At 63.4% G+C, this 14,763-nt stretch carries 13 protein-coding genes; 5 read left to right on the forward strand and 8 right to left on the reverse strand.

Translation table 11 applies throughout. From position 1 onward, the window contains the following. Positions 1-10: 10 nt before the first annotated feature. From HELO_RS00825 to HELO_RS00845, 5 genes are all read left to right on the forward strand, one after another. Complete coding sequence (locus HELO_RS00825) at positions 11-1,618, forward strand: glycoside hydrolase family 43 protein (RefSeq protein ID WP_013330919.1); 1,608 nt, start codon at positions 11-13, stop codon at positions 1,616-1,618. Between the two features lie 49 nt (positions 1,619-1,667). Then, positions 1,668-2,705, forward strand: a complete 1,038-nt coding sequence (locus HELO_RS00830) for an ABC transporter ATP-binding protein (RefSeq protein ID WP_013330920.1) — start codon at positions 1,668-1,670, stop codon at positions 2,703-2,705. 265 nt (positions 2,706-2,970) lie between these two features. Next, on the forward strand, positions 2,971-4,314 hold the full coding sequence (gene lamB, locus HELO_RS00835) for a maltoporin (RefSeq protein ID WP_013330921.1): 1,344 nt from the start codon (positions 2,971-2,973) through the stop codon (positions 4,312-4,314). Positions 4,315-4,389: 75 nt separating this feature from the next. Beyond that, positions 4,390-5,796, forward strand: coding sequence for a sugar porter family MFS transporter (locus tag HELO_RS00840; protein WP_013330922.1), 1,407 nt, complete (start codon positions 4,390-4,392; stop codon positions 5,794-5,796). Between the two features lie 104 nt (positions 5,797-5,900). Continuing rightward, complete coding sequence (locus tag HELO_RS00845) at positions 5,901-6,794, forward strand: SMP-30/gluconolactonase/LRE family protein (protein WP_013330923.1); 894 nt, start codon at positions 5,901-5,903, stop codon at positions 6,792-6,794. A gap of 7 nt (positions 6,795-6,801) precedes the next feature. Here the strand turns inward: HELO_RS00845 and HELO_RS00850 are convergent, their stop codons facing one another. The 8 genes from HELO_RS00850 to HELO_RS00885 form a co-directional block, all read right to left on the reverse strand. Continuing rightward, on the reverse strand, positions 6,802-7,521 hold the full coding sequence (locus HELO_RS00850) for an HAD family hydrolase (RefSeq protein WP_013330924.1): 720 nt from the start codon (positions 7,519-7,521) through the stop codon (positions 6,802-6,804). 73 nt (positions 7,522-7,594) lie between these two features. Next, positions 7,595-8,902 carry a TRAP transporter large permease gene (locus HELO_RS00855; protein ID WP_013330925.1) on the reverse strand — a complete coding sequence of 436 codons (1,308 nt, stop codon included), beginning with the start codon at positions 8,900-8,902 and terminating at the stop codon, positions 7,595-7,597. Continuing rightward, positions 8,899-9,501 (reverse strand): TRAP transporter small permease, encoded by a 603-nt coding sequence (locus tag HELO_RS00860; RefSeq protein ID WP_013330926.1) that lies wholly within the window; start codon positions 9,499-9,501, stop codon positions 8,899-8,901. Before HELO_RS00860 ends, HELO_RS00855 begins: the two co-directional genes overlap by 4 nt. 59 nt (positions 9,502-9,560) lie before the next feature. Further along, positions 9,561-10,562, reverse strand: coding sequence for a TRAP transporter substrate-binding protein (locus HELO_RS00865; RefSeq protein WP_013330927.1), 1,002 nt, complete (start codon positions 10,560-10,562; stop codon positions 9,561-9,563). Between the two features lie 103 nt (positions 10,563-10,665). Further along, positions 10,666-11,643, reverse strand: a complete 978-nt coding sequence (locus HELO_RS00870) for a 2-hydroxyacid dehydrogenase (RefSeq protein ID WP_013330928.1) — start codon at positions 11,641-11,643, stop codon at positions 10,666-10,668. After that, positions 11,640-12,635, reverse strand: a complete 996-nt coding sequence (locus HELO_RS00875) for a sugar kinase (RefSeq protein ID WP_041601831.1) — start codon at positions 12,633-12,635, stop codon at positions 11,640-11,642. Before HELO_RS00875 ends, HELO_RS00870 begins: the two co-directional genes overlap by 4 nt. Next, positions 12,632-13,738 carry a LacI family DNA-binding transcriptional regulator gene (locus HELO_RS00880; RefSeq protein ID WP_013330930.1) on the reverse strand — a complete coding sequence of 369 codons (1,107 nt, stop codon included), beginning with the start codon at positions 13,736-13,738 and terminating at the stop codon, positions 12,632-12,634. The genes HELO_RS00875 and HELO_RS00880 overlap by 4 nt, the downstream gene beginning before the upstream one ends. Before the next feature lie 72 nt (positions 13,739-13,810). After that, positions 13,811-14,641: a helix-turn-helix transcriptional regulator gene (locus HELO_RS00885; protein WP_013330931.1), complete on the reverse strand. Its 831-nt coding sequence runs from the start codon at positions 14,639-14,641 to the stop codon at positions 13,811-13,813. Positions 14,642-14,763: the final 122 nt, after the last annotated feature.

Below are 14,763 nucleotides of genomic sequence, written 5' to 3' on the forward strand. Positions count from 1 at the left end.
GATACCGATAATGAAAGACAAGGTTCGCAATCCGATTCTGCCCGGCTTCAACCCGGATCCCTCCATCTGTCGGGTTGGCGGGGATTACTACATCGCCACTTCCACCTTCGAGTGGTATCCGGGCGTACAGATTCATCACTCGCGTGACCTGGCCAACTGGGAATTGGCCAGTCGGCCACTCGAACGAACCAGCCAGCTCGACATGCGTGGCAACCCCGACTCCTGCGGAATCTGGGCACCGTGCCTGAGCTACGCCGATGGCTTGTTCTGGCTGATCTACACCGACATGAAACGCTACGAGGGCAACTTCAAGGATGGCCACAATTATCTGGTCACCGCACCCACCATCGAAGGGCCCTGGAGTGATCCGGTCTATCTGAATTCCAGCGGCTTCGACCCCTCGCTGTTTCACGACGAGGACGGCCGCAAGTGGCTGCTCAACCTGCAGTGGGATTATCGCCAGCGTGAGGGGGGCGACCGCTTCGGCGGCATCCTGCTCCAGGAGTATGACGTCGAGCAGCAACGACTCGTGGGCCCTATCTGCAATATCTTCGCCGGCACCCCGATGAAACTCACCGAGGGGCCGCACCTCTATCGTCGCGATGGCTGGTACCACCTGCTGGTGGCCGAGGGCGGCACCGGCTACGAGCATGCCGTGACCATGGCTCGCTCGAGGGAGATTGCCGGCCCCTATGAAGTGCACCCTGACAACCCGGTGTTGACCTCGCGCCAGGACTCGGACAATCCGTTGCAGCGGGCCGGCCACGCGGATCTGGTCGACACGCCAAGTGGCGAGACCTGGATGGTGCACCTGTGTGGACGGCCACTGCCCGGCACGCGTCGTTCGCCGAGGGGGCGCGAGACGTCGCTCCAGAAGGTCGAGTGGGGCGCCGATGGCTGGCTGCGACTGGCTCACGGCGGCAATACGCCGGCTCTGGAGGTGTCGATGCCTGGGGTCGAGCAGCTGGCACCGGCCGCCGAGGAGGTCCATGACTTTACATCCGGCGCCTTGCCCGAGGCCTTTCAGTGGTTACGCACGCCTCAGCCCGAGCGGCTGTTTTCGTTGAGCGAACGCCCCGGTTACCTGCGCTTGTTCGGGCGCGAGTCGGTGGGCTCCTGGTTCGAGCAGGCCCTGGTGGCGCGCCGCCAGGACAGCATTCACTGCAGCGCCGAAACCACGCTGGAGTTCGAGCCGGAGGACCTGCAACAGTTCGCTGGCCTGATCGCCTACTACAACCGTTTCAAGTTCCATTACCTGGCGGTGACCCGAGGGGATGGCGGCGACAAGGTGCTCAGCGTGATGAGCTGCCGTGATGCATGGCCGAGCGGAACCCTGGAGATCGTCGATAGCGATGACGTGGCGCTCGATCCTGCGCTACCGGTGCGCCTGGGTCTCGACATCCGCGAGGCTGAGCTGCAGTTCCGCTACGCCCAGGGCGACGCTGCCTGGCAGCCGGTCGGCCCGGTGCTCGATGCCAGCCTGCTCTCCGACGAGGGAAGCGGCCGTGCCCATGGCTATTTCACTGGCAACTTCCTGGGCATGGCGGCCCATGACATCAGCGGTCGCGGTATTCCGGCGGATTTCTCTGGATTTCGCTACTGCCGTGAAAACCGCTGAATGGCACGCACCGGATAATCACAAATAGACGCAAAGACGAGACGCTCCCATGGCTGAAGTAGCACTGGTCGAAATCGAAAAGACCTTTCGTGGCAAGACCACGGTAATTTCCAATCTCGACCTGGAGATCGAGGATGGCTCTTTCACCGTGCTGGTGGGGCCATCCGGCTGCGGCAAGTCGACCTTGTTGCGCATGATCGCCGGGCTGGAAACCGTGACGCGTGGTGCGATCAGCATCGGTGGGCATGACGTGACCACTGCTGAACCCAGTGATCGTGATATCGCCATGGTCTTCCAGTCCTATGCGCTATATCCACACATGACGGTGGCCCGCAATATCGATTTCGGAATGCGCCTGGCCAAGGTCCCCGCACAGGAACGCCAGGCAAAAGTCGACGAAGCGGCCAAGCTTCTCAACCTGGAAGACCTGCTCGAACGCAAGCCGGCAGAGCTGTCGGGTGGACAGCGGCAGCGTGTGGCCATTGGCCGCGCCATCGTACGCAATCCCGGCGTGTTCCTGTTCGATGAACCGCTCTCCAACCTCGATGCGGCCCTGCGTAACCGTATGCGCGTCGAGCTTGCCGAGCTGCACCAACGCCTCGACGCCACCATGGTGTATGTCACCCATGATCAGATCGAAGCCATGACCCTGGCCGATCGCATCGTCGTTCTCAATGCAGGGAAAATCGAGCAGGTCGGGGCACCAATGGAACTCTACCAGCGGCCCGAGACCTTGTTCGTGGCCGGCTTCATCGGCTCGCCGAAGATGAACCTGATCACGGGTGCTGTTGCCGAGGCTTATGGAGCAACGACTCTGGGCATTCGTCCGGAGCATATCGAGGTCGGCCATGATCGCGGTGAGTGGCGGGGCCGTGTCCGAGTGGTCGAGAAGCTCGGTTCCGACGCCTTTGCCTATGTCGATAGTGAAGAGGTCGGCGCCTTGACGGTGCGCTTGCCTGGCGATGTCGATACACGCAGTGGCGACATCCTCGAGCTGACGCCTCGCCACGAGCTGCTGCATCCCTTCGATCAGCAGGGGATGCGACTGCCTGACGATGTCGTCGAAAACGCCAGGGCCATTGCCTGATTCCTGAACATGGGGGCGAGCCGTGATGATGACCGAGAGGTGGCCAGGCTCGGTTGTCGATCCGGAACCGGGCCATGGTAGGCAGGCTGCCGACCGTTGTCGCTGCCATTGTTCCGGTCGGGTACTGGCGTCCTGATACTTCGAATCCATTCACCATGCGATAGAAGGAGCTCATCTATAAGTGAACAATAATTCGAAAACTTAGTTTAGAAAAATTACTAATTCTTCAAACAAGTACAAATGACGATTTTTTCAGGAGGAAGTGATGGGAAGCTATCATCACGCTAGCCGCTATTTCATGCGCGCTTTATTGTTCGGTGCGGGATGTGCCGCTTCGACACTGACGATGGCGGAAGGCCTGGCATCCAATGTGGATTTTACCGGCTATGCTCGGTCAGGTGTCGGAAACACGGTCGGTGGTGGCGATCAGGCCTGCTTCAAGGCCAATGGGGCCTCGGCCAAGTATCGTCTCGGTAACGAGTGCGATACCTACGCTGAATTAGGGCTGGGAGCCACGCTTTACGAGAAAGAAGACAAGAAATTCTACTTCCAGAGCATGATCGGTTATTCGACTGATCAGTTGAATGACTATGAAGGAAGTGAAAGCGACGAGACCAAGGTGTCGGTGCGTCAGATGAACGTTCAGGCCGACAACATCATTGAAGCCTTGCCAGGTGCCACGCTATGGGCTGGCAAGCGGTTCTATCGGCGCCATGACATCCACATCAATGACTTCTTCTACTGGGATGTGTCCGGTCCCGGTGCTGGTATTGAAAATATCGATGTCGGTACCGGCAAGCTGAGCCTGGCCTGGCTACGTGCCACGAACGAGGCTGACAGGGCATATCCCGATGCCAACAACCGGATCTCCAACGATACCCTGGATATCCGTTGGTCGGATATTCCGACCAATCCCGATGGGTCCCTGGTCCTGGGTTACGACTATGGCCGCGCTCAGCTTACCGAAGAGCAGGAAGATTACTACGACGGAAGCCAAGCCGAAAAAGGGCATATGTTCACCATCCAGCATACCCAGAAAAACTGGTTTGGCGGAACCAATAAGCTGGCACTCCAATACGCCACTGACGGCATCATCAATGCCGGTGATACCAAGGGACGCATGGCGGGAAGCACGACGCATCGAGATGCGCCGGGTGGCGATATGTGGCGTGTCATCAATCACGGCAATGTGTGGCTGTCGCCGGACAAGCTGGATCTGATGTATGCCGCCGTCTATGAAGATCAGAGCTTTGATGACGACTCGGGACGTACCTGGATTTCCGCCGGTATTCGCCCTACCTACTACTGGACGGAAAACATGAGTACCGCCCTGGAACTCGGTCATGACTACATCGACCCCGAGGCCGATGACGGGATCGGTAGCCGGAGCCTCACCAAGTTCACACTGGCCCAGCAATGGGCGGCGGGTGTAGGCGGTTATGCGCGACCGGTCATTCGACTCTTTGCTACCTATGCCAACTGGGATGGCGATCCCCTTCAGGAAGATGGAGGCAGCGCTGCAATCTCGGCCGGCGATGCCGGTGGCGCGATTGACATCGATGACAACGATGGGCTGACCGTCGGCGTACAGATGGATGTCTGGTGGTAATGGCCCCGTGACCTGCTTGCTGTTGCTTCGATATTGGTGCCCGGGCTCGGGCGCCCTTTTTTCTGGAGATTGAACATGACGGATCGCAAACCGCTCAGTCGTTCTGCCTATATACTCATCATATGCTGTATTGCTGCCATCGGTGGCTTTCTCTTCGGCTTCGATAGTGGCGTCATCAACGGCACGGTCGATGGTCTCCAATCCTCTTTCAATTCCGACAGTGTCGGTACCGGCTTCAACGTGGCATCCATGCTGCTGGGCTGTGCCGTCGGTGCCTTCTTTGCCGGTCGCCTGGCGGACCGCTTTGGCCGCCGTACGGTATTGATCGTTTCGGCGATTTTCTTCCTGGTGAGTGCCTGGGGGTCGGGAATCGCCGGTGATTCGATGGAATTCGTGGTTTATCGCGTCCTCGGTGGCATGGCAGTGGGGGCCGCCAGTGTGATGACGCCGGCCTATATCAGTGAAGTGGCGCCCTCGAGGTATCGCGGTCGCCTGGCCACCATCCAGCAGGTGGCCATCATCGGCGGCTTGTTCATGGCCTTTCTGAGCAACTACGTGCTGGCCTATGTCTCGAGTTCGGCGGTCGCCGAGCTGTGGTTCGGCTTTGCCACCTGGCGCTGGATGTTCTGGATCGAACTGCTGCCCGCGTCGGTATTCCTGGTGGCGCTGTTGTTCATCCCCGAGAGCCCGCGATACTTGATCAGCAGTGGTCGACAGTCGGAAGCTCGCCGGGTGCTGGGCCTGGTGATGCCGGAGCAAGAGGTCGGCGACAAGCTCGATGAGATCCACACCACCCTGGATCGTGATCACAAGCCGCGATTGAGCGATGTGGTCAACCGCGCGACCGGCAAGGTGCATGGCATTGTCTGGGTCGGTATCGGCCTGGCGGTGTTCCAGCAGCTGGTAGGCATCAATGTGGTGTTCTATTACGGCGCGGTGCTGTGGCAATCGGTAGGCTTCTCGGAGGGTGATGCCCTGCTGATCAACGTGATCTCCGGGGCCGTGAGCATCGGCGCCTGCCTGCTGGCAATCGCTTTGATCGACAAGATCGGCCGCAAGCCCCTGCTGTGGGTCGGCTCGGTGGGAATGGCCATTACCCTGGCCTGCCTAGTCTTTGCCTTTTCCACGGCAACCCTGGTCGACGGGAATCTGCAGCTCAGCGACGACATGGGCGTGTTTGCCCTGCTGGCCGCCAATATCTACGTATTCAGCTTCAACGTCTCCTGGGGGCCGGTGATGTGGGTGATGCTGGGCGAGATGTTCCCCAATCAGATGCGTGGTTCGGGACTCGCCATCGCCGGGCTGTTCCAGTGGCTGGCCAACTTCGGCATCACCATGACCTTCCCGATCATGCTGGCATCCATCGGCCTGGCGGGTGCCTATGGCTTCTATGCCTTGTGTGCCGCGCTGTCGGCCTTCTTTGTGCTGCGCTGGGTTCAGGAAACGCGAGGCAAGGAACTCGAGGAAATGGCGTATGAGTGAAGCGGTCGACGGGAAGCTGCCGACCGCTCTGGCGTCGCCGCTGTCGGTGACGTGGCGCGTCAGGGCTCGCCGCAGGTTTAACGACCGAAGGGGCAGGTAATCGCATGGTGACGGATACACGAGTGCAGGTGGCGGTCGAGCTCGACATGAGCCTGGGCGAGAGCCCGTTATGGTCGGTGGCGCGGCAGACGCTCCACTGGGTGGATATCAATCATGGCGTGATCCATGTCTGGCAGCCGGATCGGCACGCAGCGCCCTCGCGCATCGAGCTGGATGAAAAGGTCGGCTGCATTGCGTTGTGCGAGGAGGGACTGCTCGCCGCCACGGCCTCGGGCATCATCAGGCTGCGATTGCCGTTCGACGGCCGGACCGAGCGCCTGGCGGACAACCCCGAGTGGCACGACGGGAAGGGCAATCGCTTCAACGATGGACGCTGCGATGCGGCCGGGCGTTTCTGGGCGGGTACGATTGCCGCCGACGAGGTTACGCCTTCCGCGGCTCTCTATTGCTTCGAGGGGGGAGAACTGGTGCAGCGGTGGTCTGGTCTTGGCATCGCCAATGGACTGGCCTTCAGCCCCGACCGACGCTGGCTTTATCACACGGACTCGTTGACCCGGCGGATCCTGCGTTATCCCTTCGATGTGGAGACTGGCCGCACCGGCGAGCCTCGGGTCTGGGCGGATCTGGATGCCCTGGGCTTGCCGGGGGTGCCGGATGGTGCCGCCGTGGATAGCCAGGGCTGCTATTGGAGCGCTCTTTATGGGGGAGGGCGTATCGTGCGTTTCTCTCCCGCGGGAAGGCTGGAGGCGAGCTTCGAGCTACCTTGCCCGCACCCCACCATGGTGGCCTTCGGAGGCCCCGATCTGCGGACGCTCTACATCACCACCGCCACGCAACACCTGAACGACGAGGAACGAAAGCGTTGGCCTGCTGCCGGTAGCCTGCTTCGTATGCCGGCACCGGTAGCGGGACTGGCGGAGCCGGTCGCGACTTCCTGACGCCGATTCAGAGTGCCTGCCGAGCACTCGCCAGCCGCGCGATGACTTCGGGCAATTCGCTGGCGTGGTGGAGCGCGATGGCGCCCTCGGGCGTGGCTTCCTCGTCGGGGAAGTGGTTGAGGTGAATCACCTGCATGCCGGCGGCCAGTCCGGCTTCCACGCCCACCGCTGCATCGTCGATCACCACGCAGCGCTCGGGGGGAAAGCCCATGGCCTCGGCCGCCTTGAGATAGAGGCCGGGGTCGGGCTTCCAGACTTCCAGGGTGTAGGCGCTGAACAGATGGTCGCCGAAGTGGTGTGCCAGGCCGGCACTGGCCATGGCGCAGCGGATCTTGCTGTCGGGGCCGTTGGAGACGACGGCCTTGGGGTAGGCGGCCAGGGCGTCCAGCGCGTCGGGCATGCCGTCGATGGCGACGAGCTCCTCGGTCATGCGTGCTTGCATGCGAGTGCGCATCGCGGCTTCCAGACGCGCCAGGCTGTCTTCGGTGAGCGGGCCGTGACGGCGCTGCTGGGTGGCGACGATATCGTGAAAGCGAACGCCCCGGAAGGCTTCCATGTACTGGCGGGCAGTGAAGGGGAGCCCGTACTCGGGCAGGACGTCGCCCATGACCTCGGCCAGCAGGATCTCGCTGTCGACCAGGGTACCGTCGGAGTCGAAGAGCAGGCAGAGGGGAGCCGAAGAGGAGGGAGCCGAAGCCGGCAGGGCGGAAGGCGAGGACGCGGACATGAAAGCCTCGTGGGTTGGTCGTGGATGGGGGCGCCGCCGGCCAGTGTACCCGGCCAGGCGGCACGATGCAGGCTCACACGAAATCGGGAGCGATCAGTCGGGGCAGCATCAGGATCAGATCCGGATAGAGGATCAGCAGCAGGATCACGCCGAGCATGATGGCCAGGTACAGCAGCGTGGTGCCGAGCGCCTGAAGCAGCGGAATGCCGCCGATCTTTGCCGAGATCATCAGGCAGAGACCATAGGGGGGCGTGATCAGCCCCAGGCCCAGCGCCATGACACCGATGACGCCGAATTGCACCGGGTGGACTCCGGCCTGCATGGCCAGGGGCTGGAAGATCGGCGCCATGATGGCCATGGCCGGCAGGGAATCCATGAAGGTACCGATGACCAGCATGACGGCGGTCATCACCAGCAGGAGCATCACGGGATCGCTGATGTCGACACCGGCCATCAGCTTGGGCGGAATCTGGTAGAAGCTGATCAGGTAGCCGAAGATCGCCGCTCCGACCAGGCTGAACAGAGACAGGGAGCACAGGCGCACGGTGTCGGTGGAGGCATCGAGCACCTTGGAGAGATTGAGCTCCCGATAGACGAGGGTGCCCAGCGCCAGGGCGTAGAGTACGGCGATCACCGCTGCCTCGGTGGGCGTGACCAGCCCCAGGGTGATGCCACCGATGATAACCACGGGAATGCCGGCGGCCAGCAGGCCGTCCTTGCTCGAGCGCGCCAGTTCGACCAGCGAGGCGCGACGTCGGACCGGCACCTGGTAGCGACGCACATAGCCGACGTTGAGCGCCAGTTGGGCCACACCGATCATCAGCCCGGGCAGGATGCCGCCGAGGAACAGGCCGGCGATGGAAGTGTTGGTCAGGGCGCCCCAGACGATCATGTTGATGGAAGGGGGAATGATGATGCCCATGACCGACGAGGCGGCGGTCACGGCCACCGAGAAGTGGCTCGGATAGCCTTCGCGCTGCATGGCCGGAATCAGCACGGTACCCACGCCGGCGCTGTCGGCCGTCGAAGAACCGGAGACGCCGGCGAACAGCATGCTGACCATCACGTTGACATGCGCCAGGGCGCCCTTGAAGTGGCCCACCAGGCGCATGCACAGGGTGATCAGCCGGTCGGTGATGCGCGCGGCGTTCATCAGGTTGCCGGCCAGCAGGAACAACGGCACGGCGAGCAGCACGAACGAGTCCATGCCGTTGTACATGCGCTGGAACATGACCCAGTAGGTCAGGCGCGGGTCGAGCAGGATCATGCCGGCGGCGGTCAGGACCAGAGCCATGGCGATCGGCACTCCGGCGACGATCAGCACGCCGAGCAGGCCGAACAGCAGCCAGGGCAGGATGAAGACGGCATCCATGGGAATCATGGCGTTCTCCCGTCGGTGGAAGAGAGCGAAGGATCCAGTTCGTCGCCGTGCCCGGCATGCGCCTCGAGTGCCTCCTCGACGGCATCGGGCGTGTCGAGGCTGGCTTCCATGCGGGGCACGCCATCGAGCAGGGCGTGCAGCAGTCGCTGGGCGCTGAACAGGATGATCAGCAGGCCGCTGACGCTGAAGGCCGAATAGACGTAGATCATCGACAGTCCCGAGGCGGTGGCCTCGCGCCGCAGGCCGGACAGGGCGAAATCCTTGCCGTGGATGACGAAGATCAGACCGACGGCCAGGCAGGACAGGTCGCGTATCCAGCGCGTCACCAGACTGGCCCGCGAGCCGCGCGGAAAGGCCTCGAGGACGAAGTGGTCGGCATGCAGCACGCCGATGGCGGTGCCCAGCATGATCATCCACTGAAAGGCGAAGCGACTGAATTCCTCGGTCCAGTACAGGCGTGGCATCAGCGGCAGATTGCGGCTAACGATCTGATAGACGATCAAGGCGATGAAGCCAAACAGCAGGGCCAGCAGGAGCCAGTGAAGGCAGCGCTCCAGCCCGCGATTCAGGTGAGTCAGGCCGTGCAACAGGCGTCTCATGGCGGCGTTCTCCGGAGGGCGAGATCTTGAGCCGGGGTGCCAGGCACCCCGGCAAGGGCTCACTCGACGTTGGCGATCTTCTGGCGCAGTTCGGTCAGCCCCATCTCCTCGACGACCTCGGCGAGCGGTTCACTGACGATCTCCTGCATCCGTTGCCGGTCCAGTTCATGCAGGGTGGCGCCTTCCTCGACGAGCAGATCCAGGGCCTCGGCATCCTGCTCGAGCTGAACCTGACGCGCATAGCTCGCGGCCTCGCGGGCGGCTTCCATCACGGCCTGCTGCTGGCTCTCGTCGAGGCGGTCCCAGGACATCTGCGACATGGTCAGCAGGCGTACCGTGATGTCGTGCTCGGAAAGGCCGATATGCGGCGCGACCTCATGAAACCGCATGCGGTGGATCCACTCGGCCTCGTTGAGCAGGCCGTCGATGGCACCGAGTTGCAGGCCCGTGTAGATCTCCTTCCAGGCCATGACCGTGGGTTCGGTGCCCAGCGCCGACCAGGCGGCGATCAAGGGCTTGGTCGGATTGGTGCGCAGTTTCATGCCCTTCAGGTCGTCGAGGCTCTCGAGCGGGCGGCTGCTGACGATCTGGCGCTTGCCGCCGCCGAAGAAGGCCAGCACCTTGACGCCGGTTTCCTCCGTGATCTGATCGGCGATCTCGCGGCCCACGTCACCATCGAGCACGGCCTGCCAGTGCGCCTGGTCGCGATACAGGAAGGGAATGGAAAAGACATTGGCGGTGGACGAGAAGTCGGTGATCAGGCCGGGATTGATGATCGACAGATCCAGTGCGCCGGCCATCTGCTGCTCGAACATCTCGGTTTCATGGCCGAGTACCGAGTTGCCCATGATCTGGACGCCGATATCGCCGTCGCTCTTGTCCTCGACCAGTTCCTTGAAGCGGGTCGCGCCGAGGTGGTAGGCAGTGTCCTCGGTGCCGCCGTGACCGAAGCGCAGCTCCACGGCCTGGGCGATGCCCGTCGCACCGAGTGTGGTGGCCAGGGTGGCGCCGATGACGAGCTGCTTGAGGAAGCGTCCTGATTGTGTGCGTGTCGTGAGCATGTCGTACCTCTTGATTGTTATGTGTTGCCTGATGGGGCGTTGCCGGGTGCGGGAGAGGTGGCGCTGCCCTGGTGCCCGGCTGGCCAGGGCAGCGTCGTGCCTGTCATGAGCCCTTCAGTTCGAGTTCATTGACCGGGCTGGGCGGTCGCTCGCCGCTCAGGGCGGCGAGAATGTTGGCGACCGCGCGATCGGCCATGGCGGTGCGTGTTTCATGGGTCGCCGAGCCGATGTGCGGCAGTGCCACGACATTGGGCATGTGCGGCAGGGGCGACGTCTCGGGCAGGGGTTCGCGCTCGAAGACATCTAGGCCGGCGGCGTGCGGTCTACCCGCGCGGAGCGCCTCGATCAGCGCGGTCTCGTCGACCACCTTGCCGCGGGCGACGTTGACGAAGATCGCCGAGGGCTTCATCAGCGCGAACTCGCGAGCGCCGATCAGGTGTTGCGTGTCGGCATTGAGGGGCACGGTGACGCAGACGATGTCGGCCTCGGCGAGCAGGTCATCGAGCTCGCGGTGCCGGGCACCGAGTTCGGCCTCGAGCTCGGGCTTGGGCGAGGCGTTCGAATACAGCACCCGCATGCCGAAGCCCAGTGCGCCACGTCGCGCGATGGCGGCACCGATGCGGCCGAAGCCGACCATGCCGAGCGTCTTGCCATGCACATCGGTGCCGAACAGCTCCTTGCCGATGCTCTCGCGCCACTCGCCGCGCTGGACCATCCCGGCCAGCTCGATGGCGCGGCGGGCTGCGCACATGATCAGCAGAAAGCCGGTGTCGGCGGTGGTCTCGGTCAGCACGTCGGGGGTATTGCACAGCAGGATGCCGCGCCGGGTCAGCTCGTCCACCGGATAGTTGTCGTAGCCCACCGAGATGCTGGCGATGGCCTCGAGATGCGGTGCCCGGTCGAGCAGCGCCGGGGTGATCGGCAGGCTGGCGCCGACCAGGCCGTGGGCGTTGGCCAGGGCGTCGAGGAAGGCGGGATCCTCGGCACTGGTCTCCGGCAGGTAGTCGACATGGAAGTCGCGCTCCAGCCGTGCGAGTTGATCTTCGTTGAGCGGGCGGTATACCAGGATACGCTTGGTCATGTGGCACTCCTCCGGGAGGTGTCGTCGAGGGCGGCCTCGAGGTGTTCGAGACGGTCGCGGTGGGGCAGGCCTTCCATGTCGCCGGAAACCTGCACGGCCTCGGCGCCGATCAGGCAGCCGCGCTGCAAGGCCTGGCGTGGCGAAACGCCATCCAGCAGGGCGCTGATCACGCCGACCGCGAAGCCGTCTCCGGCGCCGACGGTATCGACCACCTCGGCCACCGCAATGCCGGGCACGCTGAAGGCCTGCTCCTCGCCGCCGAGGCGGCCGCGATAGTAGCCGCCTTCCGGGCCGAGTTTGAGAAAGACCGCTTCGGCGCCCTGGTCGAGGTAGAAGCCGGCGATGTCATGGGGCGTTTCCTGGCCCGTCAGCAACTGGCCCTCGGCGAGCCCCGGCATTACCCAGTCGGTGTGGGCGGCCAGGTCGTTCAGGGTCTCGCGCATTTCGCGTTCGCTGGACCAGAGGCTGGGACGCAGGTTGGGATCGAAGGACAGGCTGGCGCCGTGGCGACGTGCTTCGCCGAGCAGGTGATAGGAAAGCTCGCGGCAGCTCGGCGAGAGTGCCGGAGGAATGCCGGTGGCGTGCAGGTGTCGCAAGGCCGAGAAATCGACCTCATCGGCATCGGCGGGGGCAAGCTGGCTGGCGGCGCTGCCCCGCCGACGATATTCGACGCGGGGATCGGCGCCATCCAGGGCGCGTTCCTTGAACACCAGTCCGGTGGCGTGATCGGCATCGGTAATCAGATGCCGGCAGTCCAGGCCTTCGTGTTCCAGGGTGGTACGCAGGTAGCGGCCGAAGCTGTCGTCGCCGACTCGGCTCAACCAGCCGACATGGAAGCCCAGGCGTGCCAGGCCGATGGCGACGTTGGTGTCGGCACCGGCGATGCGCCGCCGAAATCGTTCCACCTCGGCCAGATCTCCGGTCGTTTCGGCCACGAACAGGGTCATGGCCTCGCCGAAGGAGAGAAGCTCGGGGGATGAAGGTCGTGTCATGGGCGCGTCTCGTCGAAATGGGGAGCATCGACGCCTGGGCGGCATGTCGAGTCCCGGATGATCAGGGTCGGGGTGAAACGTTCGTGTCGGGGCTCGGGCGTGGTTCGTTCGGCCTGACGGGCACGCAGACGGTCGACGGCAGCCTGGCCGATGGCGTCGGTCGGCTGGGCCAGGGTGGTGATGCCGGGCGTGACCAGCTGGCACCAATCGAGCTCATCGATGCCCATCAGGCCGATTTCGCCGAGTGGTACCCGACGGGCCTGGAGGGTGCGGGTCACCGCGAGCGTGACCTGGCCGTTGCCGCACAGAATGGCGGTGGGTTGCTGCGTCGCGGCCTCGAGGAATGCGCTCAGCCTCCGGTCGAGACTGGCTGCGTCGTCGAGCTCGAGACTCAGCACCTCGCCTTCGAGCCCTCGCGATGAGCGGCCCGACTCGAAGCGCGCCATCCGCGCCTGGCGTGAGCTGGCCCGAGCCGGCGGCTCGGTGACGAACAGCACCCGGCGATAGCCGCGTTCGGTCAGGTGGTCGAGGGCCATGTCGATGGCTCGGTCGTTGTCGAGCCCGACCTCGTCGGCGTCGATGCCTTCGAGCGAGCGATCGAGCAGCACCAGAGGCAGGCCGCCGCCGGCCAGCTCGGCCAGGGCCTCGCCGTGGCGACCGGCGGCGTTCACGATCAGTCCCTCGATCCGGTAGGAGGTCAGCAGTGCCAGGTTCTGGCGCTCCAGCGTCGGGTCGTTGTCAGTGTTGCAGACCATCAGCGACAAGCCTTGTCGGCGACAGGCCTGTTCGACGCCATGCATCACCGCCACCGAAAAGGGATTGCGGATATCGGCGACCAGCATGCCGACCAGCCCCGAGGGGCCGCCCTTTAGCCCCCGGGCCATGGGGTTGGGCTGGTAGCCGAGACGCTCGGCGGCGTGGGCGATCCGCTGCTGCATGCTGGCGGAGAGACGCTCGCGCTCGCCGCTGTAATAGCGGGATACGCTGGTCTTCGAGACGCCGGCGTCGCGGGCGACTTCCAGGATGGTGGCAGGGCGTGACGTCGCGGGCATGGCGCTACCGTATTGAATGGGAACGTTCCCATCGTAGGCAGCGCGCTTCATGGAGCGCAAGGTATCCGGCGCTAGACAAAGGTCGAGGGGAGCGACAACGCCTTGATATGGAAGGCCGTGATGTCAGCCCTCGATGGACCAGCCATCGAGCCAGTCGAGAAAGATGGCGAACAGAGCTGATTGTGAACCGATATCGAACTTGGCGTAGAGGTTTTTGCGATGCAGGCGCACCGTCTCCGGCGAGATAGAGAGTTCGCGCGCGCTGGACTTGGCCGAGTGGCCGCGCAGCAGCAGGTGGCAGATCTCGCGTTCCCGCATGGTGAGCCGATCCTCGCCGAAACGCAGGAAGGCCTCTCGCAGCTTGCCTCCACCGGGGCTGGGTGCGAAGGGAGGTGGCAGTGTGTCGACGCGTTCGTCGAGGTTCTGCCAGTGATAGCGCGCCAGCGTTCTGACCATGGGATCCAGGGTTTGCAGGATGGCCCGTTGCGTCGAGGTTAAGGGCGTGGCGGTCAGCCCATTGTAGAGGCTTATCGAGATGCGCCGCTCTGGTGTCAGGTCGAGAATGTAATAGCAATCCTCCACCGACCCCGCCTCCAGGTAGTACACCCGGTAGTATTCACTGTTGAAGAAATTATCGGGGGCGATGTCATCGAGATGATAGAAACCCTCCGCGAGGCCCTGATCGACGGCCAGGCAGAAGGGGTCCAGTAGATACCCCCGGGAAAAGTAGCGGTCGATGACCCGCTCGCGGTTGTGAGGCGGAATTCCTCTCTTGTAGAGAAGCTCCGGGGCACGGCGGGAATCTTCCAGGATGATGAGCGTTGATTCCAGGGGGACCAGGGTGTCGATGGCCTCGAGCAGTTTCGCGGGAAAGTCGTCGGCGTGACAATGGGCCATGGCCTCGGAAGCGGCCTCGTTCCACGAGGCCAGCTCGGTGGTGGAAAGGCACGTCATATATTAAAAACTTCTGATGAATGGAGTGGCTGGAGAACGTCGATAAGTGGCCTCCCGTCCTGGCCTGGTGTGAATGAATCAGCGGGGCTCGACCTACCCAATTGAGGTATGGGGCGCCGGAG

It is taken from the genome of Halomonas elongata DSM 2581 (assembly GCF_000196875.2).
Lineage (GTDB): Bacteria > Pseudomonadota > Gammaproteobacteria > Pseudomonadales > Halomonadaceae > Halomonas > Halomonas elongata.

Bases quoted from the DNA above. Each gene is read 5' to 3' on its own strand.
- HELO_RS00825 (WP_013330919.1), top strand. From the start codon at position 11: ATGAAAGACAAGGTTCGCAATCCGATTCTGCCCGGCTTCAACCCGGAT.
- HELO_RS00830 (WP_013330920.1), top strand. From the start codon at position 1,668: ATGGCTGAAGTAGCACTGGTCGAAATCGAAAAGACCTTTCGTGGCAAG.
- lamB (WP_013330921.1), top strand. From the start codon at position 2,971: ATGGGAAGCTATCATCACGCTAGCCGCTATTTCATGCGCGCTTTATTG.
- HELO_RS00840 (WP_013330922.1), top strand. From the start codon at position 4,390: ATGACGGATCGCAAACCGCTCAGTCGTTCTGCCTATATACTCATCATA.
- HELO_RS00845 (WP_013330923.1), top strand. From the start codon at position 5,901: ATGGTGACGGATACACGAGTGCAGGTGGCGGTCGAGCTCGACATGAGC.
- HELO_RS00850 (WP_013330924.1), bottom strand. From the start codon at position 7,521: ATGTCCGCGTCCTCGCCTTCCGCCCTGCCGGCTTCGGCTCCCTCCTCT.
- HELO_RS00855 (WP_013330925.1), bottom strand. From the start codon at position 8,902: ATGATTCCCATGGATGCCGTCTTCATCCTGCCCTGGCTGCTGTTCGGC.
- HELO_RS00860 (WP_013330926.1), bottom strand. From the start codon at position 9,501: ATGAGACGCCTGTTGCACGGCCTGACTCACCTGAATCGCGGGCTGGAG.
- HELO_RS00865 (WP_013330927.1), bottom strand. From the start codon at position 10,562: ATGCTCACGACACGCACACAATCAGGACGCTTCCTCAAGCAGCTCGTC.
- HELO_RS00870 (WP_013330928.1), bottom strand. From the start codon at position 11,643: ATGACCAAGCGTATCCTGGTATACCGCCCGCTCAACGAAGATCAACTC.
- HELO_RS00875 (WP_041601831.1), bottom strand. From the start codon at position 12,635: ATGACACGACCTTCATCCCCCGAGCTTCTCTCCTTCGGCGAGGCCATG.
- HELO_RS00880 (WP_013330930.1), bottom strand. From the start codon at position 13,738: ATGAAGCGCGCTGCCTACGATGGGAACGTTCCCATTCAATACGGTAGC.
- HELO_RS00885 (WP_013330931.1), bottom strand. From the start codon at position 14,641: ATGACGTGCCTTTCCACCACCGAGCTGGCCTCGTGGAACGAGGCCGCT.